Raw genomic sequence first — 26741 nt, 5'->3', positions numbered from 1 at the left:
CATCCCCCTCGACACCCCGCCCACGCGGGGCGATGGCTGTGAGCGGCCCGGTCCCCTCCGGTCCGCCCCGGCTTTCCCCGTGCCGTTCCCCCGTCGGATACGGCGGCTACGGCCCTCAGGCCGATCCTGCCCCCTGCAGCGGCGCCGGGAACGGCAGGATCGCCACTGTTACGTTGTCGTGGCCCCCGCCGTCGAGCGCGTGCCCGACCAGCACCCGGGCGCCGTGCAGCGGGCGGGTCGCCGCGTCGGCCGGGACGATCTCGGACATCTCCTCGGCGGTTTCCGCGTAGTTCCACAGGCCGTCGGTGCACACCACGACCGTGCCCGGCCGGTCCGGCTTGAACGAGGCGGTGTGCGGCTCCAGTTCGTAGGCGTCCGCGCCGAGCCAGCCGGTGATGGCGTGGGCGCGCTCGTCGGCGTACGCCTCGGCCTCGCTCATCAGGCCGGCGGCGACCATCTGCGCCGCCCAGGAGTCGTCCTCGGTCAGCCGGGCGGCCGGTGCGCCGCGGTCGGTGGGCACCCAGTAGGCCCGGCTGTCGCCGACCCAGCCGACGACCAGGAGCCCGGAGGTGACCACCGCGCCGACGATCGTGCACGCCGGGGCGTTGCTGTGCGGGGCGTGCTCGCGGGCCGTGGCGGGCTCCTCGGCGAGCGCGTCGACGGCCTGGGCGGCGGCGACGATCGCCTCGTGCATCGCCTGCTGCGGGTGGGTGCCGCGGGGCAGCGCGGCCAGCAGGATGTCACCGGCCGCCTGGGAGGCGGCCAGGGAGGCGTCGTCCGGGCGGGTCGCGGAGGACACGCCGTCGCAGACGATCGCCACGACCGCCGGGGTGCCGTCGGGCAGCGTGGTGTGGCCGACGGCGAAGGCGTCCTCGTTGCGGTGGTGGCGCAGCCCGCGGTCGCTGACGGCGGCGACCGGGCCCGACTCCCGCTCCACGTGGTCGCGTTCGCGGGGCTGGGCGTGCCCGCAGTTCTCGCAGTAGCCGTCGCTGTCCACCCGGCCCGCCCGGCAGGCCACACACACCTGCGCCGGGTCGGCCGGGGCGGCGCCGCCGGCGGCCAGCCTCGGGTCCGGCGCCTGCAGCGGGTACTCGTCGGGCTCGGCCGGCCCGTCGAACCGCACCCCGGAGCCGGTCGTGGTGAGCGTCGGGTGGTCCGGCTCGTCCCGCCGGTCCGGCTCGTCCCGCTCGTCCTGACGGTCCTGGTCCTGCGGTGCGGCGGGGACCACCGAAAGGTCGTATCCGCACGCTCCGCAGAACAGGTCGCCCGGCTCCACGGGCTCCGCGCAGCTCGGGCACTTCGGCAGTGCGGCCTGCTGGGGCATCTGCGACATCGACTACACCCACGTCCGGGGGCGGTAACGGTTGGCCCGTTCCACCAGCTCGATCCTCTCCTCGCCGCCGGTCGCCAGCCGGGCCAGCGTGCGATAGGCGCGCTCCAGGCCGAAGCGGAGACCCCGCTCGTCCAGACCGCTGCCCAGGAGCACCCGGCCTCCGACGGCCGGCCCGGTGCCCCGACCCCCGGAGAGTATCCAGTCCAGCGCGCAGCCGAGCACTTCCGCCGACAACCGCTCGCGCCGCGCCGGGTCCAGGCCGTACGCCTGGAGTGCCTCGACCTGACCGGCGGCGGCCGTCAGGTCGTCCAGGAACGGTACGTCACCCGGGTCCGCCGTGCGCCGGGCGATCCGGGCCCGGACGGCGGCGACCCGGGCGGCCGTGTAGTGGATGGAGGACTCCGGCACCGACTCCAGGGTCCGCACGGCCGCGCCGCGGTCCCCGGCCGCGAGCTGCACCCGGGCCAGCCCGAACGCGGCGCTGACGAAGCTCGGATCGGTCGTCCACACCAGGCGGTAGTACTCGGCCGCGTTGTCCAGCTGGCCCAGCACCTCCGCGCACAGGCCGAGCGCCAGCTTCGGCGCGGCCTCGCCCGGGAAGGCGTCGTAGATCGCGTCGAAGGCGAGCGCCGCGTCCTCGAAGTCGCCGGTGACCAGGGCGGCCACGCCCCGGTACCACACCACCCGCCAGTCGTCCGGGCGTTCCCCGTCCAGCTCGGCGAGGCTCGTCGCCGCGCCCCGGTGGTCGCCGCTCTCCAGCCGGGCGCGGATCTGCCGGAGCCGGGTCTCCACGGTCCGCGCGGGCGCGGCGGCCAGCGCGGTCATCAGCTCGGCCGGCCCCGAGGCGATGAGCCCCGCCAGGAAACCGGCGTTCGGGTCGGCCGGGTCGACCAGCGGCACCGGCAGGGCGAGCGCGGCGGCCGGCGTGGCGACGGGCTCGACGAGGGCCGGCGCGGGAAGGGCGGCGGCGGGGGTCCCGGCCTTGCGCACCGGCCGCGCGCCCAGCCGGGACACGTCACCGGCCGGCCGCGGGAACAGCTCGGTGTCGGTGACCTTCAGCTCCGGCCCGAACAGCGTCGACAGCGCGGGCCGGGGCCGCCCGGTCTGGAGGGCGACGACCTCCCGCAGGACGCCCGTCAGCTGCTCGGCCATCTCCTGCGCGGAGGCGAAACGGCGGGCCGGGTCGGGGTCGGTGGCGCGGACCAGCAGCCGGTAGAAGGACTCGTACCGGCGGAAGACCTCGATGCTGTCGGGGTCGGGCAGACAGTCCGCGTAGACGTTCGTGTAGCCCTGGAAGTCGAAGGCCAGCACGGCGAGCGTACGGCCCACCGTGTACAGGTCGCTGGCGACCGACGGGCCGGCCTCGGCGACCTCGGGCGCCTGGTAGCCGACCGTGCCGTAGATCGCCGACTCCTCGTCGTCCATCCGGCGGACCGCGCCCATGTCGATCAGCTTGAGCTGGTCCTCGGTCTGGATGGCGTTGTCGACCTTGAAGTCGCAGTACAGCAGGTTCCGGCTGTGCAGGTGGCCGAGCGCCTCCAGCGCCTCGATGCCGTAGGCGCAGGCCTGCTCCACCGGCAGCGGATCGCGCCGCCCGTCGGGCGCCCGGCGGGCGTTGGCGATCTCCTTCAGGGACTTGCCGCCGACGTACTCCATGACGATGTAGCCGTCGAGGGAGCCGGTGCGCTGGTCCAGGTGCTCCACGAAGTTGTAGATCCGCACGATGTTGGCGTGCTCGATCTCGGCGAGGAAGCGCCGCTCGGAGATCGCCGCGGCCATCGCGTCCTGGTCGCCGGTGTCCAGCAGGCCCTTGAGCACCACCCAGCGGTCGGAGACGGCCCGGTCCACGGCGAGGTACACCCAGCCGAGCCCGCCGTGCGCGAGACAGCCCACCACCTCGTACTGGCCGTGCACGATGTCCCCGGCCTTCAGCTTGGGCACGAAGGAGTACGGGTGCCCGCACTTGGTGCAGAACCCCTCGGTGCGGCCCGGCCGCTCCCCGCGGGCCCGGCCGACCGGCGCCCCGCAGTCCGACCGGGAGCAGAACCGCTTCCGCTCGGGCACCTCCGGGTTGTCCAGCACCATCGCGTGCGGGTCGGGCCGCGGCACCTGCGGCACGGAGACCAGCCCGGCGCCCAGCCGCCCGCGCGAGGAGGCGCCGGAGGAGGAGCCGGAGCTGCGCACCGACACCGAGCGGCCCGTGGACCTCCCCGACAGCGAGCGGGACAGCCGCCCGGATACCGAGCGGCGCGACCTCGACGACTGCGAGGACGTCCGGGAGCTGCGCGAACTGCCGCTGTCGGACGCCGCCCGGGTCACCCCGGTGGGCGGCGAACCGACCATGCCCTGCCCGGACGGAGGGCCCTTGACCGACACCACGGGCGCGAGACCGCACGTGTCGCAGTACAGCTCGCCGCCGCCGACGTCCTCGTACGACCCCTCGCAGCCCGGCCGCTGGCAGGTCTGCCCCGGCTGACTCATGATCCGTCCCCCCTGTGCTCCCCCTGGTTGTCCTCCGGCGCGCTCGCGCCGCCGAGCAGTTCGGCCGCCGCCCGCTGGTAGCGCAGCACGGCCTGTTCGGCCACGCGCAGGTCGCAGGGCGCGCTCCACAGCATGCGGCGGGCCGCGTCGTACCGCTCGACGAGCAGCGGGTCCTCCGCCAGACCGTGCCGGGCCACCTTCGCCTTGTAGGCGTCCAGCCGGCCGCGCAGCTCGGCGCGGACCGCGAGCGGCGCGGTGACCGCCGTCAACGACTCGCGGGCGCGCAGCAGTTCGTCCTCGGCCTTCTCCTCCAGCGACTCCAGCAGCGGGGAGAGCCGGTGCCACTGGGCCTGCCTGCGGTACTCGGCCGCGGTCGCCAGCTGCTCCTGCAGCACGGTCGGCGGCCCGCTCACCACCGGCACCTCCGTCGCGGCGATCTTCGCGAGCACCTCTCCGCGGGCGGTACGGGCCTCGGCGAGGGTGCGGTCCGCGCGCGAGAGCACGTCCCGCAGCCGGATCAGCCGCGCCTCCGCGTCCTGGCGCACCGTCAGCACGGCGTCGATCTCCCGGCGTACGTCCTCCAGAGCGCGCGCCTCACGGTCGTACACCGCCGTGTCCGGACGTCCGCCGCCGGGCGCCGAACTGCCCTCGGCGGGCACCCAGAAGGCGAGCGGGTCGCTGACGACGTCCTCGCGCAGCCGGGTCAGGGTGCGGGTGATCCGCTCCAGGTCGTCGCCGGCCGGGTGCTCGCCGGGGCGCACCCCGACCGAGTGCGCGAGGCCCCGGGTGCGCTGGAGTTCCGCGGCGAGTAAATCGATCCGCGCGGGCAGCGCCGACCAGACCGCGTCGGCGGCGACGATCAGGTCCAGGCTCGTCGCGTACAGCTCGTTCATCCGGTCCACCAGCGCGGACAGCGAGAAGGTCTCGCTCAGCCGGCCGTTCCCGCCGCCGGGGACGGTCACGCACTCGCCGCGCAGCAGCCCGGTCAGCTCCGCCAGGTCCTCCCGGCTGGACCAGCGGCGCCGGGCGCGGATCTCCCGGGCGCCGCGCAGCGCGGCCGTGTAGGCGTCGAAGTACGCCCACAGCAGGGTGATCCGGGCCTCCGTGGCCTGCCAGCGCTCCTTGGTGACGCCGGTCAGTTCCGCGCCCTCCAGGAGCCTGCGGCCCGCGTGGTCCTGCAGGGCCAGCAGCGAGGTCTCGATCGCCTCGTGTTCCTGGCCGAGCCGCGCCAGCGCACGGTCCACCTCGTCCCGGTCCATCACCGGCCCGGCGGGGTCCGTGACGCCCATCGATCACCTCTCGCTCGCTGTGTGTTCCGGTCGGGTACGGCTCAACTGCCGCGCAGGTAGCGCGGTGCGGGCGGTTTCGACGCGGACGCGTCCTTGCCCAGTGTCGCCGACAGCCAGTCGTCGTACGAGGTCTGCCAGCCCTGCGCGCGGTAGTCCACCAGAACACGGTTGACCCGGCGTACCAGATCGTCCGCGTCCTTCTTCATCGCCACTCCGTAGTACTCGGTCGTGAACGCCTTGCCCTTGAGTTCGACGGTCGGGTCCTGGGCGGCCTGGCTCGCGGCGAGCGCGCCGTCGGTCACCACCGCGTCCACCTCGCCGAGTTGCAGCCGGACCAGGCAGTCGAGCTGGTTCGGGACGGTGGTGGAGATGTCGGTGGTGGCGGGCAGCCGGCCGTCCTTGCGGTCCGCGGCCAGCTTGGCGTACGCGGTCGAACCGGCCGCCGTGCACACCTTCCTGTGCGCCAGCGAGCCGTCGTAGCCCGTGATCGGGGACGACTTGGGCGCGAGGACCTGCTGGCCGGTCTTGAAGTAGGGCGCGGAGAACGCGACCTGGCGCAGCCGGTCACAGGTGATCGTCATGGTGCGCACGACCATGTCGACCCGCCCGTCCTCGATCGCCGGGATGCGCTGGCTGGTCGGTATCGCCTTGAACTGCACCGCGTCCGGGTCGCCGAGGATGTCGGCGGCGATGCGGTGGACGAGGTCGATGTCGAAGCCCTCCAGCCGGGCGCCCTCGGTGTTCGGGTTGCGGTAGCCCCACCGGTAGCTGTTCTGGTCGACGCCGACGACCAGTTTGCGCTTGGCGCCCGTGCGGGCCTTGATGGCGTCGATCGTCGGGCCGTCCGCGCCGGACGGGGCGAGCGTCTGCTGGTGCGCCTCGGCGTCCACGCACCCGTCGGCGCGGGCCTGGACGGCGGTGGCGGGCCGCTGCCCGGCCCGGGCCGGCTCGGCCGGCGCCCGCTGGGTGCACGGCAGCAGCAGGACGAACGCCAGCGCCAGCGCGCACAGCACCGCCATGGTGGCGACCCCGCCCCAGCCCCGCAGGGAGGCCCGTGCACGGCTCCCGTCCATCGTCCCGCCCCTCGTCACCGGTACTCCGAAAGTCTGCGGCCGATGCCGGCCAGGGAGCCGGCCGCGGCCAGTACCGCGAGGACGGCGGCGCCCACCGGCAGCCCGGTCATGGCGTCCCGCCCGCCCGAGGCGGCCTGCCGGAACTCGGCCTGCTCGTGGTCGATGGCCCGGGCGAGACTGCGGTCGACGCTGTCGAAGCACTCGGCGGTCGCGCCCTTCGCGCCGATCACCTTGTCCAGCGCCTGCTGGTAGTTGCCGTTCTCGTCCTCGGCGCGGGCGGCGGCGTGCCGCTGCTTCCACACCACCATGTTGCCCTCGGCGGCCTTCACCGGTGCCGTGCCCCCCTGGTCGTCGGCGAGCCGCGCCGCCTCGGTCAGGCCCTTGCCGAGCACGGCGATGTCCTTGTCGAAGTCGTAGTAGTAGGCGTCGTACGGCCTTCCGTCCACCGTGATCGTCTCCGCGCCGCGCGCCACCAAACTCAGGTTCTCGTTCCCGCGTGCCTTCAGGGAGGCGATCCGGGCGTCGTGCAGCACGTGCAGCGAGCGGATCCCGTGCGCGTAGGAGCCGTCGAGGCCCGAGCGGGCGACCGCGTGGCCGACGGCCAGCCACAGCAGGGCGACGGTGGTCGCGGCGGAGGCGGCGACCAGGCCGTGGTTGAGGACCCGGTTGGTGCGCCGGTACATCCGGTGCTGGGCCCAGCCGAGCGCGGCCAGGGCGAGCAGCCCGAGCGCGATCGCCGCCCACGGGTACGGCGTCGCGTCCGCGTAGTCGGCGTCCAGCCGCCGGTTCTCCGTGGTGTAGAGCTCCTCGGCCGCCGGGAGCATCTGCTTCTGCATCTTCTCGTTGGCGTACCGCAGATAGGCGCCGCCGACCGGGTAGCCCTGCCGGTTGTACGTCCTGGCCCGCTCGATCAGGCCCTTGTACTCGGGCAGCAGCCGGTTCAGGTCGGCGATGGTCGCCTCGGAGGCCGAGCCGGGCTCGGCGTTGGCGGCGGCGGTGACGAGGCCGCCGGCGGCGGTGCGGATGTCCTTCTCGTACCGCTCCCGGGACGCCGGGCTCTCCTGGCCGCCCGCCAGGAACCCGCTGGAGGCGGCCGTGTTGGCGTCGGCCAGCGACCGGTAGATCGCGGCCGCGCCGGAACTGAGCGGCTGGCTGCGGTGCAGCACGTCGTCGGCGGCGGCCGAGCGTGCGCTGGTCTGCCAGGCGGTGACCGCGCCGAACGCGACGACCAGCAGCGCCAGGACGGCGCCGATGATCCGCAGCCGCCCCGGCTCGGTCGTCGCGGCGGCCCGCAGCCGCTCGACGCCCTCGGCGAAGGCGGTCCGGCGCGCGGGCGGCACCCCCGCACCCGCACCCGCGGGGAGCCCGGGCGGCCCGGGCTGGGCGGGGACGGCGGCCACTCCGGGGATGCCGGGAACGCCGGGGACACCGGTCACACCGGGAACGCCGGGGACACCGGCCGCACCGGCGGGCCCGGCCGGCGGTGGCGCCGTACTGCTCTTCGGCGGGTGTGTCACACGACCTCCCCCATGGTCATCCTTCGCCGCCCAGTATCACCGCCCGCACTGACATCGCGCACCGGACTTCACTCGATCCCGATCGGAACGCAGTGTGCCGTGGGGCGCGCGCCCGCGGACGCGCCACCCCCCTGTCCCGGTACACGCCCGCGCCGGCGGATCGGTTCCCCGAACGGCCGTGCTCACGGCTCCCGGTGGTCGTGGGCCGCCTGTTCCAGGGCCGCCGCCTCCGCGGTCGCCAGCCGGGTCTCCGCCTCGATGTCGAGCGAGCGGGTCAGCGCCCAGTACAGCAGGGCGGAGACGGGCAGGCCGATGAAGAGGGAGATGTCGGCGCCGCCCAGCGCCTTCGCGGCGGGGCCGACGTACAGGGTGCCGACGGAGAAGAACGGCACCATGGCGGCGAAGCCGGCGAGGTAGGCGATGATGCCGTGCAGGCCCCAGCGGCCGTAGATGCCGTGCGGGTTGAAGATCTCGGCAATGGCGTAGTGCCCGCGGCGCACCACGTAGTAGTCCATGAGGTTCACCGCGGTCCACGGGATGAACAGGTAGAGCACCAGGAGCAGGAAGTCCTCGAAGTTCGCCAGGAAGTTCGCGGTCGCGGCCAGCGCGCCGACCAGCGAGAGCGCGGCGGTCAGGCCGAGGGTGAGCAGCCGTACGCCGAGCGTCGGCCGGACCCGTTTGAAGGAGTCGATGGCGCTGATGAGCGTCAGTGATCCGCCGTACATGTTCAGCGCGGTCACCGAGACCAGGCCGAGGGCGGAGAACAGCAGCACGACGGCGCCGAACCCGGTGAACACCTTGTCGCCCGCGGAGTTGATCGCCGGGATCGTCTGGAAGGTCTTCGGGCCCGCCCAGGCCGCCAGCAGGGTGCCGAGGACCATCAGCCAGATGCCGCCGAGCGCGGAGCCGAAGTAGGTCCAGTAGAACGTCTTGCGGACGGTCACGTCCGGGGGCAGGTAGCGGGAGTAGTCGGAGACGTAGATGGCCCAGCTGATCTGGTAGCCGGCGACCACGCCGAACTGCGCGAGGAACGGCGTCCACTTGAAGCCGCCGAGGTCGAAGGAGCCCGCCGGGTAGTGCAGGGTGACCAGGACGCCCACGGTGAAGATCCCGAAGATCACCAGGAAGGTGTACGTCAGGATCCGCTCCGCCTTGTGGATGATGTCGTAGCCCACCAGCGCGATGACGAGCGCGACGACGGTCACCACGACGACCCACGGTTTGACGCCGCCGTGCAGCGTGGCGTGCAGGGAGTCGGCGGCGAGGATGCTGTTGAAGACGTTGAACCCGGCGTACTGCACATACGCGAACAGCCACACCAGCAGCGCCCCGACGTAGCCGAACTGGGGCCGCGACTGGATCATCTGCGGCAGCCCGAGCTGGGGGCCCTGGGCGGAGTGGAAGGCCATGAAGAAGGTGCCGATCACCGTGCCGGAGACGATGGCCAGCAGCGACCAGATCAGGTTGCCGCCCTGGGTGATGCTGACCAGCCCGACCGCCAGGGTGGCGATCTGCGCGTTGGACATGAACCACAGCGGGCCCAGGTGCCAGAGCTTGCCGTGCCGCTCGTCCAGCGGGACGTAGTCGATGGACCGGACCTCGAGACCGGACACTCTCGGCTCCGCTGATGTGCTCATGACGCCTCCCGAGGTCGGGTCCGCCTCTCTGGTCACATTGTTGCCCCGCTCCGCCCGTACGACGACTCCGGATCAGCCCGCCTCCCAGTGGCCCCGCACCCGCTCCCGCGCCTCGGCCCCCGCCGCCAGCCGGTCCAGGCCCAGCAGGGCCGCGCCGAGCACCGGGCGCGCCGTGACCACGCGGACGTCGGCCTTCGGGGCGCGCGCGGCCAGCAGCTCGCGGACGGCGTCGTCCAGCTGGGCGTGGCCCGCGGTGAGGACGCTGCCGCCGAGCAGCACCGGGGTCTGCTCGTCCAGCAGCTCCAGGCGGGTCAGGGCGACCGTGGCCAGCACCGTGACCTCCTCCGCGAGCCGGGTGAGGAGCGCGCGGGCCACCGGATCGCCGTCCGCCGCCGTGGCGAACAGCACCGGGGTCAGCTCGTGCCGGCGGTGATGGTCGACGCGCCCCAGGTGCAGGGCCTCGATGAGGGCGTACATGCTCGGCAGACCGAAGTGCGCGGGCAGGGTGCGGGCCAGCGAGGTCGGCCCGCCGCGGCCGTCCTCCGCGCGGGCCGCGTGCCACAGCGCCTCCTCCGCCAGGCCCCAGCCGCCCCCCCAGTCCCCGGAGATCCGGCCGATGGCCGGGAAGCGGGCGGTACGGCCGTCGGGGCGCATGCCCACGCAGTTGATGCCCGCGCCGCACACCACCGCCACCCCGCGCGGCTCGTCGACGCCCGCGCGCAGGATCGCGAAGGTGTCGTTGCGCACCTCCACCGACGCCCCCCACGCGCGCGCGTGCAGCGCGGCCGCCAACCGCTCCTCCTCCACCGGCAGATCGGCGTTGGCCAGACAGGCCGAGACATGGCTCACCCCGCTGACCCCGGCGGCCGCGAACGCCCGGGCCACCGGTTCCGCCAGCGCGTCCACCGCCGCGGCCACGCCCACCGCGGGCGGCCGGAAACCGCCGCCGCGGGCCGTGGCCAGCACCTCGCCCGCGGCGGTGACCACGGCCACGTCGGTCTTGCTGTTGCCCGCGTCGATCGCGAGGACCGTCAGCGGGTCGGGTGCGGTCAGGCCCACGCCAGGTGCTCCCGGTTGTGTGCGACCAGCCGGTCGGTGAGGGTCTCGGCGTAGGCGTACTGGCCGATCAGCGGGTGGGCGAGCAGCGCCCGGAAGACGCGGTCCCGGCCGCCGCGCAGGGCCGCCTCCAGGGCCAGCTCCTCGTACCCGGTCACGTCCGCGACCAGGCCCCGCAACAGCGGGTCCAGGGGCGGGACCGGCAACGGGACCGGGCCGGCCGGGCCGACCGCCGCCTGCGCCTCGATCACGGCGTCGTCGGGCAGGAACGGCAGCGTGCCCCGGTTGAGCGTGTTCACCACCTGGTAGGGGCTGCCCCCGCCGCCCAGCAGGGCCGCCGCCAGGTCCACGGCCGCCTCCGAGTAGTAGGCGCCGCCGCGCCGGGCGAGCAGGGCCGGCTTCTCGTCCAGGGCGGGGTCCTCGTACATCGCCAGCAGCTCCCGCTCCATGGCGGCCACCTGGGACGCCCGGGAGGGCTTGGTGCGCAGCTCCCGGACGACCTCGTCGTGCGCGTAGTAGTAGCGCAGGTAGTAGGACGGGACCGCGCCGAGGCGGTCCAGCAGGGGGCGGGGGAGGCGGACGTCGTCGGCGATCGCCTCGCCGTGTTCCGTCAGGAGCTTCGGCAGGACGTCCTCGCCCTCCGGACCCCCCAGGCGCACACCTGTTTCCCAGGTGAGGTGGTTCAGGCCCACATGGCCCAGGTGCACATGCGCCGGACGCGTGCCCAGGAGGGCGGCGAACTTCCGCTGGAAGCCGATCGCCACGTTGCACAGGCCGACCGCCCGGTGCCCGGACTGGAGCAGGGCGCGGGTGACGATGCCGACCGGGTTGGTGAAGTCGATGATCCACGCGCGCGGGTTGGTACGGCGGACCCGCTCGGCGATGTCCAGGACCACCGGGACCGTGCGCAGCGCCTTGGCCAGGCCGCCGGCGCCGGTGGTCTCCTGGCCGATGCAGCCGCACTCCAGCGGCCAGGTCTCGTCCTGTTCCCGGGCCGCCTGGCCGCCGACGCGCAGCTGGAGCAGGACGGCGTCGGCGCCGTCGACACCTGCGTCCAGGTCGGAGGTGGTGACGATCCGGCCCGGGTGGCCCTGCTTGGCGAAGATCCGCCGGGCCAGGCCGCCGACCGGCGCCAGGCGGTCGGCGGCCGGGTCGACCAGGACGAGTTCCTCGACGGGCAGGGTGTCCCGGAGGCGTGCGAAGCCGTCGACGAGTTCGGGGGTGTAGGTCGAGCCGCCGCCGACCACGGTGAGTTTCATGTGTGGTTAACCCTTCACTCCGGTGAGCGTGACGCCTTCCACGAACGCCTTCTGGGCGAAGAAGAACACGAGGATCACGGGCGCCATGACCAGCACGGTCGCGGCCATGGTGAGGTTCCAGTCGGTGTGGTGGGCGCCCTTGAAGGACTCCAGGCCGTAGGAGAGGGTCCAGGCGCCGGGGTTCTCGGACGCGTAGATCTGCGGGCCGAAGTAGTCGTTCCAGGCGTAGAAGAACTGGAAGAGGGCCACGGCGGCGATGCCCGGCTTCGCCATCGGCAGCACGACCCGCAGCAGGGTCCGCAGGTCACCGCAGCCGTCGACCCGGGCCGCGTCCAGGTACTCGTCGGGGATCGTGGTCAGGAACTGGCGCAGCAGGAAGACGGAGAACGCGTCCCCGAACGCCATCGGGACGATCAGCGGCCACAGCGTGCCGGACAGGTCCAGCTGTTTCGCCCAGAAGAGGTACATCGGGATGACGACGACCTGCGGGGGCAGCATCATCATCGAGATCACCAGCATGAGCGACAGATCGCGGCCCCGGAAGCGGAACTTGGCGAGCGCGTACGCCACCGGGACCGAGGACACCACGGTCAGCAGGGTGCCGAGACCGGCGTACAGCAGCGTGTTCTTCCACCAGGTGAGGAAGCCGGGCGTGTCGAAGACCGCGCGGTAGTTGCCCCACTCCCAGGTGTGCGGGACGAGGTCCCGGCTGAGGGCCTGGCTGTCGCTCATCAGCGAGGTCAGGAACACGAACACGAAGGGGAGCGTGAAGAACAGCGCGGCCGCCACCCCCAGGGAGTGCACCGCCACCCATTCGAGTCGCGCCTTGCGGCGGTTCATACGTCAGTCACCTGCCTGGATCAGACCGCCCCGGCGCCGCATCAGCAGCGCGGTGAACGCCATCGACAGGGCGAACAGCACCAGCGCGACCACGCACGCCGAGCCGTAGTCGAAGCGCTGGAAGCCGAGGTTGTAGACGAGCTGGGGGAGGGTGAGCGTGGACTTGTCCGGGTAGCCGGGCTCGAACTGGGTGCCGGCGCCCTGGATGACGCCGGAGGCGACCTTCCCGGCGATCAGCGGCTGGGTGTAGTACTGCATGGCCTGGATCACCCCGGTGACGACGGCGAACATCACGATCGGGGAGATGGCCGGCAGGGTCACGTACCGAAACCGCTGCCACGCCGAGGCGCCGTCCAGCTCCGCCGCCTCGTACTGCTCGGCCGGCACGTCGAGCAGCGCGGCCATGAAGACGACCATCAGGTCGCCGATGCCCCACAGGGCCAGCAGGGTCAGCGCCGGCTTGGACCAGGCGGGGTCGCCGAACCAGCCCGGCGCCGGCAGCCCGGCCTTCTCCAGGATCGAGTTCACCGGGCCGGTACCGGGGTTCAGCAGGAACGCGAAGGCCATGGTCGCCGCGACCGGCGGGGCCAGGTAGGGCAGGTAGAACAGGGTGCGGAAGACGCCCGCCGCCGTCTTGATCTTCGTGATGAGCAGGCCGACGCCGAGCCCGAAGACCACCCGGAGGCTCACCATCACCACGACCAGCCACAGGGTGTTGCGCAGGGCGGGCCAGAACAGCGGGTAGTGCGCGAAGACGTACGTCCAGTTCTTCCCGCCGCTCCACCGCGGCGGCCGGAACCCGTCGTAGTGCATGACGGAGAAGTAGGCCGTGGAGAGCAGCGGATAGGCGAAGAAGACCGCGAAGCCGATGAGCCACGGCGCCATGAAGGCGAGCGTCCGCAAGGCCGAGCGCCGGCGTTTCGACGCGAGGGTGACGGCGCTCATCACCGGGCCTGCGCGATGTCCGTGTCGATCTGCGCGGCCGTCTTCCTCAGGCCGGCCCGCAGATCGGTCACCTTGCCGCTCTCGTAGTCGTAGCCGAACTGCTGGATCGTCACCAGGTACACACCGCCGTTGACGGAGGCGGGTGTCGTGGTGGAGTGCGGGTTCGCCGCTATGTCCAGGAAGGTTCTGAACCGGGGGTCGTACCTCAGCTTCGGGGACTTCAGCGCGGCGAGCGTGGAGGGCACGTTGTGGATGTCGTTGGCGAAGCCGACCACCGCGTCCGTGTTCGTGGTCATGTACTTCACCAGTTCCCAGGCCGCGTTCTGCCGGTGGCTGGTGGCGGCGATGCCCGTGACGGTGCCGGTGACGTAGCCCTTGCCGTACTGGCCGGCCTGGTCGTCGGGTACGGGCAGCGGGGCCACCCCGACCTCGAAGTCCGGCTTGGCGGCCTCGACCATGCCGAGCCGCCACTCGCCGTCGAGCTGCATGGCGACCTGGCCGGTGTGGAAGGGGTGCCGGGGTCCCCACTCGTCGCCGAGGGTGGCGCGGAACCTCTCCAGCCGCCGGAATCCGCCGAGTTCGTCGACGAGCTTCCGCTGGAGGGTGAAACCCTTCGCGAAGGCGGGGTCCTCGGCGAGGTTCGACCTGCCGCTCCTGTCGAAGTACGTCGGCGAGAACTGGCCGAGGTAGTGCTCGGTGGTGGACTCCCAGCCGTGGTAGTCCGGCATGAACCCGAGCTGCCGGTACCCGTCACCCTGACGGATCGTCAGTTTCTCTGCGTCGGCGGTGAATTCGGACCAGGTCCTCGGCGGGCGCGCGATGCCCGCCTTCTCGAACGCCGTCTTGTTGTAGTAGAGCCCGTACGCGTCCCCGAGCAGCGGCGCCGTGCAGCGCTTGCCGTCGAACTGCGTGTACTCGTTCATCGGCTTCGGGAACGTCTTCTCCGGGTCGATCCCGGACGCGGCGAAGAACGGGTTCAGGTCCACCAGGGCGCCCGAGGAGCAGAACCTGCCCACGTTGTTGGTGGTGAACGAGGAGATCACGTCCGGGGCCTTGTCGCCGCCGGCCCGCAGCGCCTGGTTGATCTTGTCGTCGGTCATGTTGCCGACGACGTCCACGTGGATGTGGGGGTGGGCGTGCTCGAAGCCGGCGACCAGCGATCTGACGGCCTTCACCTCGTTGGGCGCGCTCCAGGCGTGCCAGAAGGTGATCGTCGTGTCCTTCGACGGGTCGTCGGTGGCGCCCGAGCCGGACCGGCCGGTACACGCGGCGGTGAGGAGTACGGCGGACACGGTCACGGCGAAAGCCGCTTTTCGGGCGACTTCGGGTAGGGCTGTGGGCATGGCGAGGCCTCCCAGGGTGTGGGTGCGGGAAAGCGGTGACGCTCAGCGCGAGGTGTCGAAGACCTCGTCGCGGGTGGTGGCGAGCGCGGACTCCAGCGCGCCGCGCAGCACGGGGTGTTCACGGACGTCGCCGACGACCAGCCGGGGCCGGGCGGCGGCCAGCTCCGCCAGCTCGGCCTGGACGAGGCCGCGCAGCACCTCGCCGCCGGCCGTCAGGGCGGAGCCGCTCAGGACGACGAGTTCGGGATCGAGTACGGAGACCAGGGATGCCAGGCCGGTGGCCAGCCGGGTGGCGTACGCCTGGAGCAGCTCGCGGTGGGGGCCGCTCGCGTGGTCGGCGGCACGGGCGACGAGCGCGGTGGCGGCCTCGGTGGGCGGCCCCGGCGGCACGTCGGTGATGCCGAGTTCCCGGGCCAGCCCCGGTACGGCCTGGGAGCCGGCCAGTTCCTGGTAGCCGCCGCTGTTGGCCTTGGTGACCCCCCGCACCAGCGGGGTGCCCGGCACCGGCAGGAAGCCGACCTCGCCGGCGCCGCCGGTCCAGCCGCGGTGCAGCCGGCCGCCGAGGACCAGGGCGGCGCCGAGGCCCTCCTGGTTCCACAGCAGCACGAAGTCCGCGTGGCCGCGGGCCGCGCCGAGCCGCTGCTCGGCGATGGCGGCGAGGTTGACGTCGTTCTCGTACTCGACCGGCATCGGCAGCGCCGCCGCGAGGTCGTCCAGCAGCGCGGGGGAGTGCCAGCCGGGCAGGTGGGAGGCGTAGCGCAGCCGCCCGGTGTTGGGGTCGAAGGCGCCGGGGGTGCCGATGACCAGCCGGTGCACGTCGGACCGGGCGAGCCCGGCGGTCTTGACGGCGCCGTCGAGGGCGTCGGTGACCTGCCGCACCACGGACCGCGCCGGGCGCCTGCCGGGGGTGGGCAGCTCGTACTCGCCGACCGTGCGGCCGGTGATGTCGGCGACCGCGGCGCGGATGCGGTGCGGGGTGACGTCCAGTCCGGCGGCGTAGGCGGCGGTCGGGTCGACCGCGTACAGCTGGGCGTTGGGGCCCGGCCGGCCCTCGCTGGTGCCGGTGAGCCGGACCAGCCCGGCCGCCTCCAGGCGGGCCAGCAGCTGGGAGGCGGTCGGCTTGGACAGGCCGGTGAGCTTGCCGATCCGGGTGCGCGACAGCGGGCCGTGCTCCAGCAGCAGGTCCAGGGCGGCGCGGTCGTTCATGGCGCGCAGGACGCGCGGGGTGCCCGGCGTACCGGCGGTTCCTGCCATGGGGTCGACACCTGCCTTTCCGGCCGCCCAGCTTTTCAGCGACCCGGGGACGACGTCCAGTCTTGATCGCCGGCCCCCGGGAGATCACTGTTAGGAAACTTTCCTATCGGGGTGGGAGGAACGTAAGCCCAGGACGAACGGGGCGTCAAGAGACAACAGGTGATCCGCCCACGCGGTGAGGGGGCCCGGGCGGGAAGCGGCCGGGTACCCCGGCAGAACGAAGGGGCACCCCGTGCGCGCCGCGCGCCGGAATGCCCCTTCCCTTCACCGGGACCCGAGTGCCGCCCTTTCCGCTACTTCGCCGGCGGAGCCGAGCGCTGGGGAGCTATCGGGGTGGTCGCCGCCGTCTGCGGGGAGTCCGCGTTGGCGTACACCGAGGGGGCCGCGACCGTGGCGGTGGGGTCGGGGGTGTCCTCCTGGTCCTCGACGGCCGTCGCACCGCCGACGATGCGGATGCTCGCCGCGTCGAACGCCCGCTTGATCCGCCAGCGCAGTTCCCGCTCCACGGTGACCGACTTGCCCGGCATGGTCCTGGCCGAGACCCGGACCACCATGGAGTCGATCAGGACCGAGTCCAGACCGAGGACCTCGACCTGGCCCCACAGCAGCTCGTTCCAGGGCTCTTCCTTGCTCATCTTCTCGGCGACCTCGTCCAGCGTGGCCTTGACCCGGTCCAGGTCCTCGCTCGCCTTCACGGTCACGTCGACCCCGGCCGTCGCCCAGCCCTGGGAGAGGTTGCCGATCCGCTTGACCTCGCCGTTGCGGACGTACCAGATCTCCCCGCTGTCACCGCGCAGCTTGGTGACGCGCAGCCCGACCTCGATCACCTCGCCGGTGGCCACGCCCGCGTCGATCACGTCGCCGACGCCGTACTGGTCCTCCAGGATCATGAACACGCCGGACAGGAAGTCCGTGACCAGGTTCCGCGCGCCGAAACCGATCGCCACGCCCGCGACACCGGCCGAGGCCAGCAGCGGCGCCAGGTTGATCTTGAAGGTGCCCAGCACCATCAGCGCGGCCGTGCCCAGGATGAGGAAGCTCGCCACCGAGCGCAGCACCGAACCGATCGCGGCCGAGCGCTGCCGGCGCCGCTCGGCGTTGACCAGCAGCCCGCCCAGCGCGCCGCCGTCCCCGCTCTGCGCGGTGCGGCCCATCCGGTCTATCAGCTTGCTGATCGCCCGCCGCACCACCGCGCGCAGCGCGATGGCCACGACCACGATCAGCAGGATCTGCAACCCCATCGCGAGCCACGTCGACCAGTTCTGCTCGACCCAGCTCGCCGCGTTCGTCGCGCTCTCCTGGGCGTCCTGGAGCGTCTTGACGGTCGGGGCCGTGGAGCCCGAGGGCGACGGGGACGGGGACGGGGATGCCCCGGCGGCCAAGAGGGCGGCGGGCAGGGACGACACGGCAGGTACCTCCCAGGTGCTGCGCGGTCCGTACCGGCGGGGCGGTCAAGGTCACGAAAAGGTCACCGGACGGACGGGACCACCACACTAACGGGGCAGGGTGGGTGTTCCGTCTCGTTCCGCGCAGCGGGGGCCCAGGAGAGACACGGCTCACGCGGGCTTGAACCGGCCGTGGTCCGGGGGATGCATCAGGTGTGGTCGAAAACACTCCCAGCCCGTTACCGGGACATGGTGGCGCTTCCACCAGGCATGAGGGGAGACTGACTGCAGATCGTCCCGGCGCGAGCCACGCGCCGCCGACGCCCAAGGAGGCACCCGTGCCGCATGTCCTGGTCCTCAACGCGTCGTACGAGCCGCTCGGCGTCGTACCGCTCCGCCGCGCGCTCATCCTCGTCCTGGAGAACAAGGCCGTCTCCCTGGAGGAATCCGGCGCCTATATGCACAGCGCGACCGTCACCCTCCCCGCACCCAGCGTGGTCCGGCTCAAGCGATTCGTCCGGGTCCCCTACCGGGGGCCTGTTCCTCTGACCCGCCGTGCGCTGTTCGCGCGCGACGGGGGCCGGTGCATGTACTGCGGTGGCGTCGCAACCAGCGTCGACCACGTCATCCCGCGCAGCCGCGGGGGCCAGCACCGCTGGGACAACGTGGTGGCGTCCTGCCGCCGCTGCAACCATGTCAAGGCCGACCGTCACCTCGTGGAGCTGGGCTGGCGGCTGCGGCACAAACCGGCTCCGCCGAGCGGGCTGGCCTGGCGGATCATCGGCACGGGGCATCGGGACCCGCGCTGGTTGCCGTACCTGCAGCCCTACGGCGCGGATGACGCCCTGGCCCGGATCGACGGCATTTCCGCCTAGGTCTCCGGGCCGGTCCGTGTACGCCGGTGAGCCGCCCGGGGTCAGGCCCGCGGCCCCTCCGGGCGGGCGCGGCGTGCCGCGTGTAGGGCCGCCCCACCGCGGCCGCGGCCGGCGTGGGAGCCCAGGTGGACGGCGATAACGCCAGCGCACGCGGGAGGCCGCCTCGGCAGGGCGCCCGGGAACACTGTCCCGGCGTGACCGAGCGCGGCCGGTGCCACCAGCGGCGCGGCCGGCACGGTCAGCGCCGTGCGCTGCGCCGGCCGGCGCGGCCACCAGGGGCGTACGGCCGTACGGTCCAGCCCGTCCGAGGCGCCGTACCGGCTCGCCCCGGTCACCGCCGGCGTCGGCACCCGGCGGTCGGGGTCCCGGCCGGCGTGCACCGCCCGGCCGCCCGCACCACGAAGCCGGCCGTACCGGCCGGCGCGAACCCGTGAGCGGGAGCGGGCGCAGAGCAGGGGGCCGCGGTCATCGCCGTCGCCGCCCCGGGCGACGGCCCGTGGCCGGGCCGCGTGCCGGTGAACGGGCCGGTGCCGCGTCCGTCTCGCGCCGGACCCCACTGGGGCACCCCCCTCTCTCGATCACCTCGCCGGCGCGGATCACCCCCGGCAGGGGATTTTCCGGGGCGTGGCGCCGGGCTCACTGGGTAGGCCTGCCGTAACCCCTCCACAGCCGCAGGACCCGCACCACCGACAAGGAGGCCCGCGTGGCCGTCATGATCCCCGCCCCGTCCAAACCCGTGGCGGAGCCGTCCGCCGCCACCGACGAGGCACCGCTGTACGCGTTCACCTCGGAGAGCGCGTGCGCGCAGGCGCCGCTGACCAGCGAGCCGCCGCTGCCCGACGCCGAGCCGCTGACCAGCGAACCCCCGCTCGCCGAGACCACCCCGCTGACCAGCGAGTCCGACCCGGTCCCGGACTCCTACGCGCCGGGAGTGTAGATGGCCGCGGCCCCCGACGAGCCCCCCGGCCAGCCCCTCGATCTCACCGACCTCGCCCGGCTCGCCGAGCTGCACGGGGTCGCCACCTCCTACCGGCCCGGCCCCGACCACACCGTCCAGGTCCCCGCCGCCGCCGTGACCGCCGCCCTCGCCGCCCTCGGCGTCGACGCGAGCGGGCCGGACACCGTGCGTACCGCCCTCGCCGCCCGGGAGCGCGAGCTGCGCGAGCGCCTGCTGCCGCCGACGGTGGTCCAGTGGGCCGGCGCCGAACCGCCCGCCGCCCTCACCGCCCTGCCCGCCGGCACCCTGCTGCACGTCGAGACCGAGGACGGCCGGCACCGGGAGGGCACCGCGGACCTGCCGCCCGGCGTCCACCGGCTGACCGCCACCGCCCCCGACGGCCGCACCGCCGGGGCATGGCTCGTTCTCGCCCCGGACCGGCTGCCCGCCCCGCCCGGCCGCTCCTACGGCCTCCTCGTCCAGCTGTACTCGCTGCTCTCCCGCCGCTCCTGGGGCATGGGCGACCTCGGCGACCTCGCCGAGCTGGCCGGCTGGGCCGGACACACCGCCGGCGCCGGATTCGTCCAGGTCAACCCGCTGCACGCGGCCGTGCCCGGCGCCCCCACCGACCCCTCTCCGTACCGGCCCTCCTCCCGCCGCTTCCCCGACCCCGTCCACCTGCGGATCGAGGACATCCCCGAGTTCGCGCACGTCGAGGACCGCGAACGGCTGACCGGGCTGCTGCAGCGCGCCGAACGGCTGCGCGCCACCGTCCTCGACAAGGGCGCCCTCATCGACCGCGACGCCGTGTGGGAGCTGAAACGCGAGGCCCTGGAACTCGTCCTCGCCGTTCCCCTCGGTCCCGGCCGCCAGGCCGCCTACGACGCCTTCCGCGCCGCCCACGGCCAGGCCCTCGACGACCACGCCACCTGGAACGCCCTCGCCGAACTCCACGGCTCCGACTGGCACCACTGGCCCGACGGGCTGCGCGACCCCCGCTCGGCCGCCACCGCGCGGGCCAGGGCCGAGCTCGCCGACCGGGTGGAGTTCCACGCCCGCCTCGCCTGGCTCACCGACGGCCAGCTGCGGGCCGCCCAGCGCGCCGCCCGCGAGGCCGGCATGCCCGTCGGGATCGTGCACGACCTCGCCGTCGGTGTGCACCCGGCCGGCGCCGACGCCTGGGCGCAGCAGGACGTCTTCGCCGCCGGCATGTCCGTCGGCGCGCCACCGGACGCCTTCAACGCCCGCGGCCAGGACTGGGGCCTGCCGCCCTGGCGCCCCGACCGGCTCGCCGCCTCCGGGTACGCGCCGTACCGCGACCTCCTGCGCGCCCTCTTCCGCTACGCCGGCGCCCTGCGCATCGACCACGTCATGGGCCTGTTCCGGCTCTGGTGGGTCCCCCAGGGCAGCGCGCCCACCGCCGGCACCTACGTCCGCTACGACGCCGAGGCCATGCTCGCCGTCCTCGCTCTGGAGGCCGCCCGCGCCGGGGCGGTCGTCATCGGCGAGGACCTCGGCACCGTCGAGCCCGGCGTGCGCGAGGCGCTCCAGCGGCGCGGGGTGCTCGGCACCTCCGTGCTCTGGTTCGAACGGGACTGGGAGGGCGACGGCCACCCGCTGCCGCCCGAGCGCTGGCGCGCCGACTGCCTGGCCACCGCCACCACCCACGATCTGCCGCCCACCGCCGCCCGGCTCACCGGTGACCACGTCGACCTGCGCGAACGCCTCGGCCTGCTCAGCCGTTCGGCCGCCGAGGAACGCGCCGAGGCCACCGCCGACACCGCCGAGTGGCTCGCCCTGCTCGGCAGCCTCGGCCTGCTGGACACCCCGGCCGCCGGGCCGCCCGGCTCCGACGAGGAGGAGGAGATCCGCGCCGTCCACCGCTTCCTGCTGCGCACCCCCGCCCGCCTGATCGGCGTTTGGCTCCCGGACGGCATCGGCGACCGGCGCCCGCAGAACCTGCCGGGCACCTGGGACCAGTACCCGAACTGGCGGCTGCCGGTCGCCGACGGCGACGGCCGGCCGGTGCCGCTGGAGGAGCTGGTGGCCTCGCCGCGGCTGCGGGCGCTGCTGGAGGTGCTGCGGCCGCCCGGCGGCGCGAGCGCAAGCCCGTGAGGCGGGGCCCGTAAGGCACCCCGGGCGCGCGGCCCCGACGGCGGTTCGCTAACTTGAGTTCCGTGGACACGAAGAACGCCCTGCGCGCCGGCGCCCTGGCCGCCGGTACGACGCTGATGATGCTGCTCATGTCGTCCCCCGCGCTCGCGCTGACCCGCGACGACGGCGACGACCCCGGCAAGGGCCTGAGCGTCATCCAGACGCTGGGCCTGTACGTCTTTGCCCCGGTGGTGCTGTTCCTGGTGATCGCCGGTCTGGTCGTGATGCTGGACAAGTCGCGGGCCAAGAAGGACACCACCTCGTCCAACATCAACGTCAAGTCCGACGCGGGCGCCAGGGCCTGACCCGGACCACCGGTCCGTTTCGCCGGGGGCGCCGGTCCTCCCGCCGGTACGCGCGCACGCCGTACCCGGGGGAGGGCCGGCGCCCCCGGCGTTTTCCCACCCGGTCGGCGGCGCCGCCGGGTGATGTGCGGGGGTGACGGCCGCGGCGGCTACTCGGCCGTCCCGGCCAGCAGTTTCCGCAGCAGGCCGGCCAGTTGGCCGGCCTCTTCCGCGTCCAGCGCGGACAGGGCGTCGCTCTCCTGCGCCAGCCCGGCGCCCACCGCCTCGTCGATCAGCCGCAGCCCCTCCTCGGTGAGGGTCACCCGCAGACCGCGCCGGTCGTGCGGGTCGGGGGAGCGGCGCAGCAGCCCGGCGCGCTCCAACTTGTCCAGCCGGCCGGTCATGCCCCCGGTGGTGAGCATGAGGGCGGCCGACAGCTCCCGGGGCGAGAGGGCGTACGGCTCGCCGGAGCGGCGCAGGGTGGCCAGGACGTCGAACTCGCCGCGGGAGATGCCGTAGGGCTTGTAGGCCTTCTCCATCCGGTCGCCCATCGCCCGGGAGAGCCGGAAGATCCGGCCGAAGACCTCCATCGCCCGGGTGTCCAGGTCGGGCCGCACCCGGGCCCACTGCTCGGTGATCACGTCGACGGGGTCCGTCGGCTGCTGTGGCTGCATGCGAGGAGTATCGACCGGCCTCCGCTAGACCGCAAGAAAGTCACCGGTTACTCACTTGCCAATAATTAGCTTAGTAGTAAGCTACTTAGCGGAGAACAACCACGTCCTCGCGCATTCCGCTCCCCGGAAGGGCTCCCATGGCCACCGCCCGACCCACCCGCCCCGCCGTCATAGCCGTCACCGCCCTCGCGCCCGTCTCCTGGGGCACCACCTACGCGGTCACCACCGAGCTCCTGCCGCCGGACCGCCCCCTGTTCACGGCCCTGATGCGGGCCCTGCCCGCCGGGCTGCTGCTGCTCGCCCTCACCCGGGTGCTGCCGCGCGGCGCCTGGTGGGCGAAGGCCGCGGTGCTCGGCGCGCTGAACATCGGCGGCTTCTTCCCGCTGCTGTTCGTCGCGGCGTACCGGCTGCCCGGCGGGATGGCCGCGGTCGTCGGCTCGGTGGGGCCGCTGTTCGTCGTGGGGCTCTCCGCGCTGCTGCTCGGGCAGCGGCCGCGGCCGCGCACGGTCCTCACCGGGCTGGTGGCCGCGTTCGGGGTCAGCCTGGTCGTGCTGAAGGGGACCGGCGCGCTCGACCCGGTCGGCGTCCTCGCCGCCCTCGCCTCCACCGCCGCCATGGCCGCCGGCACCGTGCTGACCAAGCGCTGGGGCCGCCCGGAGGGGGTCGGTCCGCTGGCGCTCACCGGCTGGCAGCTCACCGCGGGCGGCCTGCTCATCGCGCCGGTCGCCGTCCTGGCCGAAGGCGCCCCGCCCGCCCTCGACGGCCGTGCCGTCGGCGGCTACCTGTACCTCGCCCTGGCCAACACGGCCGTCGCCTACTGGCTCTGGTTCCGCGGCATCGGCCGGCTCACCGCGACCCAGGCCGGCTTCCTCGGCCCGCTGTCGCCGCTGACCGCCGCGGTCGTCGGCTGGGCGGCCCTCGGCCAGGCGCTCACTCCGGTGCAGGTGGCGGGCATGGCGCTGGCGTTCGGCGCGACGCTGGCCGGACAGCTCGGCGGCCCGGGACCGGCCGGGACGCGCCCGGCACCCCGCGCCGGCACGGTGATCCCCGGAGCGCGCCGCCGACGGTCCGTCGCCGTCCGAGATGCTGAGTGACCGCAGGGCGGCTAGCGTGAAGGGAAAGGTCCGCGACCAGAGGTGTGCCCGCCACCGGCGGCGAGTGCCCCGAGAACCGGGGCCGACAGCCGACGCGGCGCGGGCCCGCTGCTCGTCCCCCGCGGCAACACCTACGACCGCGCCGCGCCCGTATCCGCGCGGCCGCGGCCATCGCCCCCGTACCGAAAAACCCCGCGAGGGCGTGGAAGGAAGGTAGGCCCATGAAAGCACAACGCGTGAGGCGTCTCTTCGCGGTCTCCGCGGCCGGCCTCGTCCTGGCCGGCGGCGTCGCGATCGGCACGGCGGGTACGGCCTCGGCGGCCACCCCGAACCAGGTCACGACCAACCGCGGCTGCGGCTGGGGCGGCAACTGCTTCGGCTACGGCTTCCGCAACAACTTCTACGGCACGGGCTTCGTCCCCGGCTACGGCGGCGGCGTCGTGGTGATCGTCGTCCCCTGAACCCCGACCACGACCCCGGTCGCCGGACCTGACCGCGACCCCGGTTCCCGGTCCCACACCCGTGCCGGACGGGCTCCCGCCCGTCCGGCACGGGTGTGTCGTCGCCCGGCCCCGCCGCAACCCCAACGGAGGGCACCCCGCACCCACGCTCCCGTGTCCGGCACGGCGGCCATGCGGACATCGCGTTCCCCGTCGGTCCCATGGAAGGATGGCGCGACCGACACATAACGAGGAGATGACCGCGTGCCTGGCACAAACCTGACTCGCGAAGAGGCGCAGCAGCGGGCGGAGCTGCTCACCGTTGACTCGTACGAGATCGATCTCGACCTCTCCGGCGCGCAGGAGGGCGGTACCTACCGGTCCGTGACCACGGTGCGCTTCGACGTCGCCCGCGGCGGTACCGAGTCCTTCATCGACCTGGTGGCCCCGGCGGTCCACGAGGTGGTTCTCAACGGCGACCAGCTGGACCCCGCCGAGGTCTTCAAGGACTCGCGGATCGCGCTGCCGGGGCTGCTCGAGGGGCCCAACGTCCTGCGGGTCGTCGCGGACTGCGCCTACACCAACACCGGCGAGGGCCTGCACCGCTTCGTCGACCCGGTGGACGAGCAGGCCTACCTGTACACCCAGTTCGAGGTCCCGGACGCCCGCCGCGTCTTCGCCTCCTTCGAGCAGCCGGACCTGAAGGCCACCTTCCGGTTCACCGTGAAGGCGCCCGAGGGCTGGACCGTCGTCTCCAACTCGCCGACCCCGGAGCCGAAGGACAACGTCTGGGCCTTCGCGCCGACCCCGCGGATCTCGACGTACATCACCGCGCTGATCGTCGGCCCGTACCACTCCGTGCACAGCGTGTACGAGAAGGACGGCCAGTCCGTGCCGCTCGGCATCTACTGCCGGCCCTCGCTCGCCGAGTTCCTCGACTCGGACGCGATCTTCGACGTGACCCGGCAGGGCTTCGACTGGTTCCAGGAGAAGTTCGACTACGCCTACCCGTTCGAGAAGTACGACCAGCTCTTCGTGCCCGAGTTCAACGCGGGCGCCATGGAGAACGCGGGCGCGGTCACCATCCGCGACCAGTACGTCTTCCGGTCCAAGGTGACCGACGCGGCGTACGAGGTGCGGGCGGAGACCATCCTGCACGAGCTGGCCCACATGTGGTTCGGCGACCTGGTCACCATGGAGTGGTGGAACGACCTGTGGCTGAACGAGTCGTTCGCCACGTACACGTCCATCGCGTGCCAGGCCGCGGCCCCCGGCTCGAAGTGGCCGCACTCGTGGACCACGTTCGCCAACTCCATGAAGACCTGGGCGTACCGGCAGGACCAGCTGCCGTCCACGCACCCGATCATGGCGGACATCCGCGACCTGGACGACGTGCTCGTCAACTTCGACGGCATCACGTACGCCAAGGGAGCGAGCGTGCTGAAGCAGCTCGTCGCGTACGTCGGCGAGGACGAGTTCTTCAAGGGCGTGCAGGCGTACTTCAAGCGGCACGCCTTCGGCAACACGCGCCTGACCGACCTGCTGGGCGCCCTGGAGGAGACCTCCGGCCGCGACCTGAAGACCTGGTCGAAGAAGTGGCTGGAGACGGCCGGCATCAACATCCTGCGGCCGGAGATCGCCACCGACGCCGACGGGGTCGTCACCTCCTTCGCCGTCCGCCAGGAGGCCCCGGCGCTCCCGGCCGGCGCCAAGGGCGAGCCGACCCTGCGCCCGCACCGCATCGCGATCGGCCTGTACGACCTCTCCGACGCGGGCAAGCTGGTGCGCACCGACCGGATCGAACTCGACGTCGACGGCGAGCTGACCGCCGTACCGCAGCTGACGGGCAAGCGCCGTCCGGCGGTCGTCCTGCTCAACGACGACGACCTGTCGTACGCGAAGGTACGCCTGGACGAGGACTCCCTGAGGACCGTCACCGAGCACCTCGGCGACTTCGAGGCGTCCCTGCCGCGCGCCCTGTGCTGGGCGTCGGCCTGGGACATGACGCGGGACGCCGAGCTGGCCACCCGCGACTACCTCTCCCTGGTGCTGTCCGGCATCGGCAAGGAGTCCGACATCGGCGTGGTGCAGTCCCTGCACCGCCAGGTCAAGCTGGCCATCGACCTGTACGCCGCGCCGGCCACCCGCGAGTCGCTGCTGACCCGCTGGACCGACGCCACGCTGGCCCACCTGCGCGCGGCCGACGCGGGCAGCGACCACCAGCTGGCGTGGGCGCGGGCCTTCGCGGCGACCGCGCGCACGCCGGAGCAGCTGGACCTGCTGGAGGCCCTGCTCGACGGCACCCAGACCGTCGAGGGCCTGGCCGTCGACACGGAGCTGCGCTGGGCGTTCGTGCAGCGGCTGGCGGCCGTCGGCCGGTACGACGAGACGGAGATCGCCGGCGAGTACGAGCGGGACAGGACGGCGGCCGGCGAGCGGCACGCGGCCACCGCCCGCGCCGCCCGCCCGACGCCGGAGGCGAAGGCGGAGGCCTGGGCCTCGGTCGTCGAGTCCGACAAGCTGCCCAACGCCGTGCAGGAGGCCGTGATCGGCGGCTTCGTGCAGACCGACCAGCGGGAGCTGCTCGCGCCGTACACGGACCAGTACTTCGAGGTCCTCAAGGGCGTCTGGGAGTCCCGTTCGCACGAGATCGCCCAGCAGATCGCCGTCGGCCTGTACCCGGCGGTCCAGGTCTCCGAGGAGACCCTGGCCAAGACGGACGCCTGGCTGTCCTCGGCCGACCCGAGCCCGGCCCTGCGCCGCCTCGTCTCGGAGTCCCGCGCGGGCATCGAGCGCGCCCTGAAGGCCCAGACGGCGGACGCCGAGTAACCCCCTCGCACACCGACAGGGGCGCCCGACCTCCAGGTCGGG

At 73.4% G+C, this 26741-nt stretch carries 21 protein-coding genes; 7 read left to right on the top strand and 14 right to left on the bottom strand.

All coding sequences use genetic code 11. The features are described from left to right. Nucleotides 1-115 precede the first annotated feature (115 nt). From ACZ3ZD_RS14440 to ACZ3ZD_RS14380, 13 genes are all read right to left on the bottom strand, one after another. The gene (locus tag ACZ3ZD_RS14440) at nucleotides 116-1333 is read right to left on the bottom strand and encodes a PP2C family serine/threonine-protein phosphatase (RefSeq protein ID WP_467396599.1); all 1218 of its coding nucleotides are present in this window, start codon (nucleotides 1331-1333) and stop codon (nucleotides 116-118) included. 3 nt (nucleotides 1334-1336) lie between these two features. Next, entirely contained in the window at nucleotides 1337-3814 is a 2478-nt protein-coding gene (locus ACZ3ZD_RS14435) for a serine/threonine-protein kinase (RefSeq protein WP_467396597.1), read from the bottom strand. Then, nucleotides 3811-5103 carry a coiled-coil domain-containing protein gene (locus tag ACZ3ZD_RS14430; RefSeq protein ID WP_467396595.1) on the bottom strand — a complete coding sequence of 431 codons (1293 nt, stop codon included), beginning with the start codon at nucleotides 5101-5103 and terminating at the stop codon, nucleotides 3811-3813. Before ACZ3ZD_RS14430 ends, ACZ3ZD_RS14435 begins: the two co-directional genes overlap by 4 nt. A gap of 41 nt (nucleotides 5104-5144) precedes the next feature. Further along, nucleotides 5145-6176 (bottom strand): glutamate ABC transporter substrate-binding protein, encoded by a 1032-nt coding sequence (locus tag ACZ3ZD_RS14425; protein WP_467396593.1) that lies wholly within the window; start codon nucleotides 6174-6176, stop codon nucleotides 5145-5147. Nucleotides 6177-6190: 14 nt separating this feature from the next. Beyond that, nucleotides 6191-7693: a hypothetical protein gene (locus ACZ3ZD_RS14420; RefSeq protein ID WP_467396591.1), complete on the bottom strand. Its 1503-nt coding sequence runs from the start codon at nucleotides 7691-7693 to the stop codon at nucleotides 6191-6193. Between the two features lie 182 nt (nucleotides 7694-7875). Beyond that, a complete protein-coding gene (locus ACZ3ZD_RS14415; protein ID WP_467396589.1) occupies nucleotides 7876-9330 on the bottom strand; it encodes a purine-cytosine permease family protein in 1455 nt (484 codons plus the stop codon). Between the two features lie 72 nt (nucleotides 9331-9402). After that, entirely contained in the window at nucleotides 9403-10389 is a 987-nt protein-coding gene (locus tag ACZ3ZD_RS14410; protein WP_467396588.1) for an N-acetylglucosamine kinase, read from the bottom strand. Then, complete coding sequence (locus ACZ3ZD_RS14405) at nucleotides 10380-11645, bottom strand: family 4 glycosyl hydrolase (protein ID WP_467396586.1); 1266 nt, start codon at nucleotides 11643-11645, stop codon at nucleotides 10380-10382. Before ACZ3ZD_RS14405 ends, ACZ3ZD_RS14410 begins: the two co-directional genes overlap by 10 nt. A gap of 6 nt (nucleotides 11646-11651) precedes the next feature. Then, nucleotides 11652-12485, bottom strand: a complete 834-nt coding sequence (locus ACZ3ZD_RS14400) for a carbohydrate ABC transporter permease (RefSeq protein ID WP_467396584.1) — start codon at nucleotides 12483-12485, stop codon at nucleotides 11652-11654. Nucleotides 12486-12488: 3 nt separating this feature from the next. Continuing rightward, nucleotides 12489-13430, bottom strand: coding sequence for a carbohydrate ABC transporter permease (locus ACZ3ZD_RS14395; protein ID WP_467396582.1), 942 nt, complete (start codon nucleotides 13428-13430; stop codon nucleotides 12489-12491). Beyond that, the gene (locus ACZ3ZD_RS14390) at nucleotides 13430-14773 is read right to left on the bottom strand and encodes an ABC transporter substrate-binding protein (protein ID WP_467396580.1); all 1344 of its coding nucleotides are present in this window, start codon (nucleotides 14771-14773) and stop codon (nucleotides 13430-13432) included. The genes ACZ3ZD_RS14395 and ACZ3ZD_RS14390 overlap by 1 nt, the downstream gene beginning before the upstream one ends. Before the next feature lie 42 nt (nucleotides 14774-14815). Further along, entirely contained in the window at nucleotides 14816-16027 is a 1212-nt protein-coding gene (locus tag ACZ3ZD_RS14385; RefSeq protein WP_467396578.1) for an ROK family transcriptional regulator, read from the bottom strand. Nucleotides 16028-16320: 293 nt separating this feature from the next. Beyond that, nucleotides 16321-17433, bottom strand: a complete 1113-nt coding sequence (locus ACZ3ZD_RS14380; RefSeq protein WP_467396576.1) for a mechanosensitive ion channel family protein — start codon at nucleotides 17431-17433, stop codon at nucleotides 16321-16323. 317 nt (nucleotides 17434-17750) lie between these two features. On the opposite strand from ACZ3ZD_RS14380, the gene ACZ3ZD_RS14375 reads away from it, so the two are divergent. The 4 genes from ACZ3ZD_RS14375 (at nucleotide 17751) to ACZ3ZD_RS14360 (ending at nucleotide 21683) form a co-directional block, all read left to right on the top strand. Continuing rightward, entirely contained in the window at nucleotides 17751-18287 is a 537-nt protein-coding gene (locus tag ACZ3ZD_RS14375; RefSeq protein WP_467396574.1) for an HNH endonuclease, read from the top strand. Between the two features lie 712 nt (nucleotides 18288-18999). Continuing rightward, nucleotides 19000-19224 carry a hypothetical protein gene (locus ACZ3ZD_RS14370; RefSeq protein WP_467397178.1) on the top strand — a complete coding sequence of 75 codons (225 nt, stop codon included), beginning with the start codon at nucleotides 19000-19002 and terminating at the stop codon, nucleotides 19222-19224. Next, nucleotides 19225-21339, top strand: a complete 2115-nt coding sequence (gene malQ, locus ACZ3ZD_RS14365) for a 4-alpha-glucanotransferase (protein ID WP_467396572.1) — start codon at nucleotides 19225-19227, stop codon at nucleotides 21337-21339. It begins immediately after the preceding gene. Nucleotides 21340-21401: 62 nt separating this feature from the next. Next, nucleotides 21402-21683 (top strand): hypothetical protein, encoded by a 282-nt coding sequence (locus ACZ3ZD_RS14360; RefSeq protein WP_467396571.1) that lies wholly within the window; start codon nucleotides 21402-21404, stop codon nucleotides 21681-21683. Between the two features lie 149 nt (nucleotides 21684-21832). Here the strand turns inward: ACZ3ZD_RS14360 and ACZ3ZD_RS14355 are convergent, their stop codons facing one another. Then, nucleotides 21833-22336 (bottom strand): MarR family winged helix-turn-helix transcriptional regulator, encoded by a 504-nt coding sequence (locus tag ACZ3ZD_RS14355; RefSeq protein ID WP_467396570.1) that lies wholly within the window; start codon nucleotides 22334-22336, stop codon nucleotides 21833-21835. Nucleotides 22337-22473: 137 nt separating this feature from the next. Between ACZ3ZD_RS14355 and ACZ3ZD_RS14350 the strand changes: the two genes are divergently transcribed. The 3 genes from ACZ3ZD_RS14350 to pepN all read left to right on the top strand — a co-directional run bounded on the left by ACZ3ZD_RS14350 (nucleotide 22474) and on the right by pepN (nucleotide 26699). Further along, a complete protein-coding gene (locus ACZ3ZD_RS14350) occupies nucleotides 22474-23430 on the top strand; it encodes an EamA family transporter (protein WP_467396568.1) in 957 nt (318 codons plus the stop codon). 221 nt (nucleotides 23431-23651) lie between these two features. Then, the gene (locus ACZ3ZD_RS14345; protein ID WP_467396566.1) at nucleotides 23652-23891 is read left to right on the top strand and encodes a hypothetical protein; all 240 of its coding nucleotides are present in this window, start codon (nucleotides 23652-23654) and stop codon (nucleotides 23889-23891) included. Nucleotides 23892-24134: 243 nt separating this feature from the next. Beyond that, nucleotides 24135-26699, top strand: coding sequence for an aminopeptidase N (gene pepN / locus ACZ3ZD_RS14340; RefSeq protein WP_467396564.1), 2565 nt, complete (start codon nucleotides 24135-24137; stop codon nucleotides 26697-26699). Nucleotides 26700-26741 lie beyond the last annotated feature (42 nt).

The sequence above is a fragment of the Streptomyces sp. NPDC023481 genome (assembly GCF_055560195.1).
Note: the sequence above shows the minus strand (reverse complement) of the source record. Positions and strands in the feature narration are given on the sequence as shown.

Excerpts from the sequence above, each read along its gene's own strand:
- ACZ3ZD_RS14440 (WP_467396599.1), bottom strand. The coding sequence starts at position 1,333 with ATGTCGCAGATGCCCCAGCAGGCCGCACTGCCGAAGTGCCCGAGCTGC.
- ACZ3ZD_RS14435 (WP_467396597.1), bottom strand. The coding sequence starts at position 3,814 with ATGAGTCAGCCGGGGCAGACCTGCCAGCGGCCGGGCTGCGAGGGGTCG.
- ACZ3ZD_RS14430 (WP_467396595.1), bottom strand. The coding sequence starts at position 5,103 with ATGGGCGTCACGGACCCCGCCGGGCCGGTGATGGACCGGGACGAGGTG.
- ACZ3ZD_RS14425 (WP_467396593.1), bottom strand. The coding sequence starts at position 6,176 with ATGGACGGGAGCCGTGCACGGGCCTCCCTGCGGGGCTGGGGCGGGGTC.
- ACZ3ZD_RS14415 (WP_467396589.1), bottom strand. The coding sequence starts at position 9,330 with ATGAGCACATCAGCGGAGCCGAGAGTGTCCGGTCTCGAGGTCCGGTCC.
- ACZ3ZD_RS14405 (WP_467396586.1), bottom strand. The coding sequence starts at position 11,645 with ATGAAACTCACCGTGGTCGGCGGCGGCTCGACCTACACCCCCGAACTC.
- ACZ3ZD_RS14400 (WP_467396584.1), bottom strand. The coding sequence starts at position 12,485 with ATGAACCGCCGCAAGGCGCGACTCGAATGGGTGGCGGTGCACTCCCTG.
- ACZ3ZD_RS14395 (WP_467396582.1), bottom strand. The coding sequence starts at position 13,430 with ATGAGCGCCGTCACCCTCGCGTCGAAACGCCGGCGCTCGGCCTTGCGG.
- ACZ3ZD_RS14390 (WP_467396580.1), bottom strand. The coding sequence starts at position 14,773 with ATGCCCACAGCCCTACCCGAAGTCGCCCGAAAAGCGGCTTTCGCCGTG.
- ACZ3ZD_RS14385 (WP_467396578.1), bottom strand. The coding sequence starts at position 16,027 with ATGGCAGGAACCGCCGGTACGCCGGGCACCCCGCGCGTCCTGCGCGCC.
- ACZ3ZD_RS14370 (WP_467397178.1), top strand. The coding sequence starts at position 19,000 with ATGATCCCCGCCCCGTCCAAACCCGTGGCGGAGCCGTCCGCCGCCACC.
- malQ (WP_467396572.1), top strand. The coding sequence starts at position 19,225 with ATGGCCGCGGCCCCCGACGAGCCCCCCGGCCAGCCCCTCGATCTCACC.
- ACZ3ZD_RS14355 (WP_467396570.1), bottom strand. The coding sequence starts at position 22,336 with ATGCAGCCACAGCAGCCGACGGACCCCGTCGACGTGATCACCGAGCAG.
- ACZ3ZD_RS14350 (WP_467396568.1), top strand. The coding sequence starts at position 22,474 with ATGGCCACCGCCCGACCCACCCGCCCCGCCGTCATAGCCGTCACCGCC.
- ACZ3ZD_RS14345 (WP_467396566.1), top strand. The coding sequence starts at position 23,652 with ATGAAAGCACAACGCGTGAGGCGTCTCTTCGCGGTCTCCGCGGCCGGC.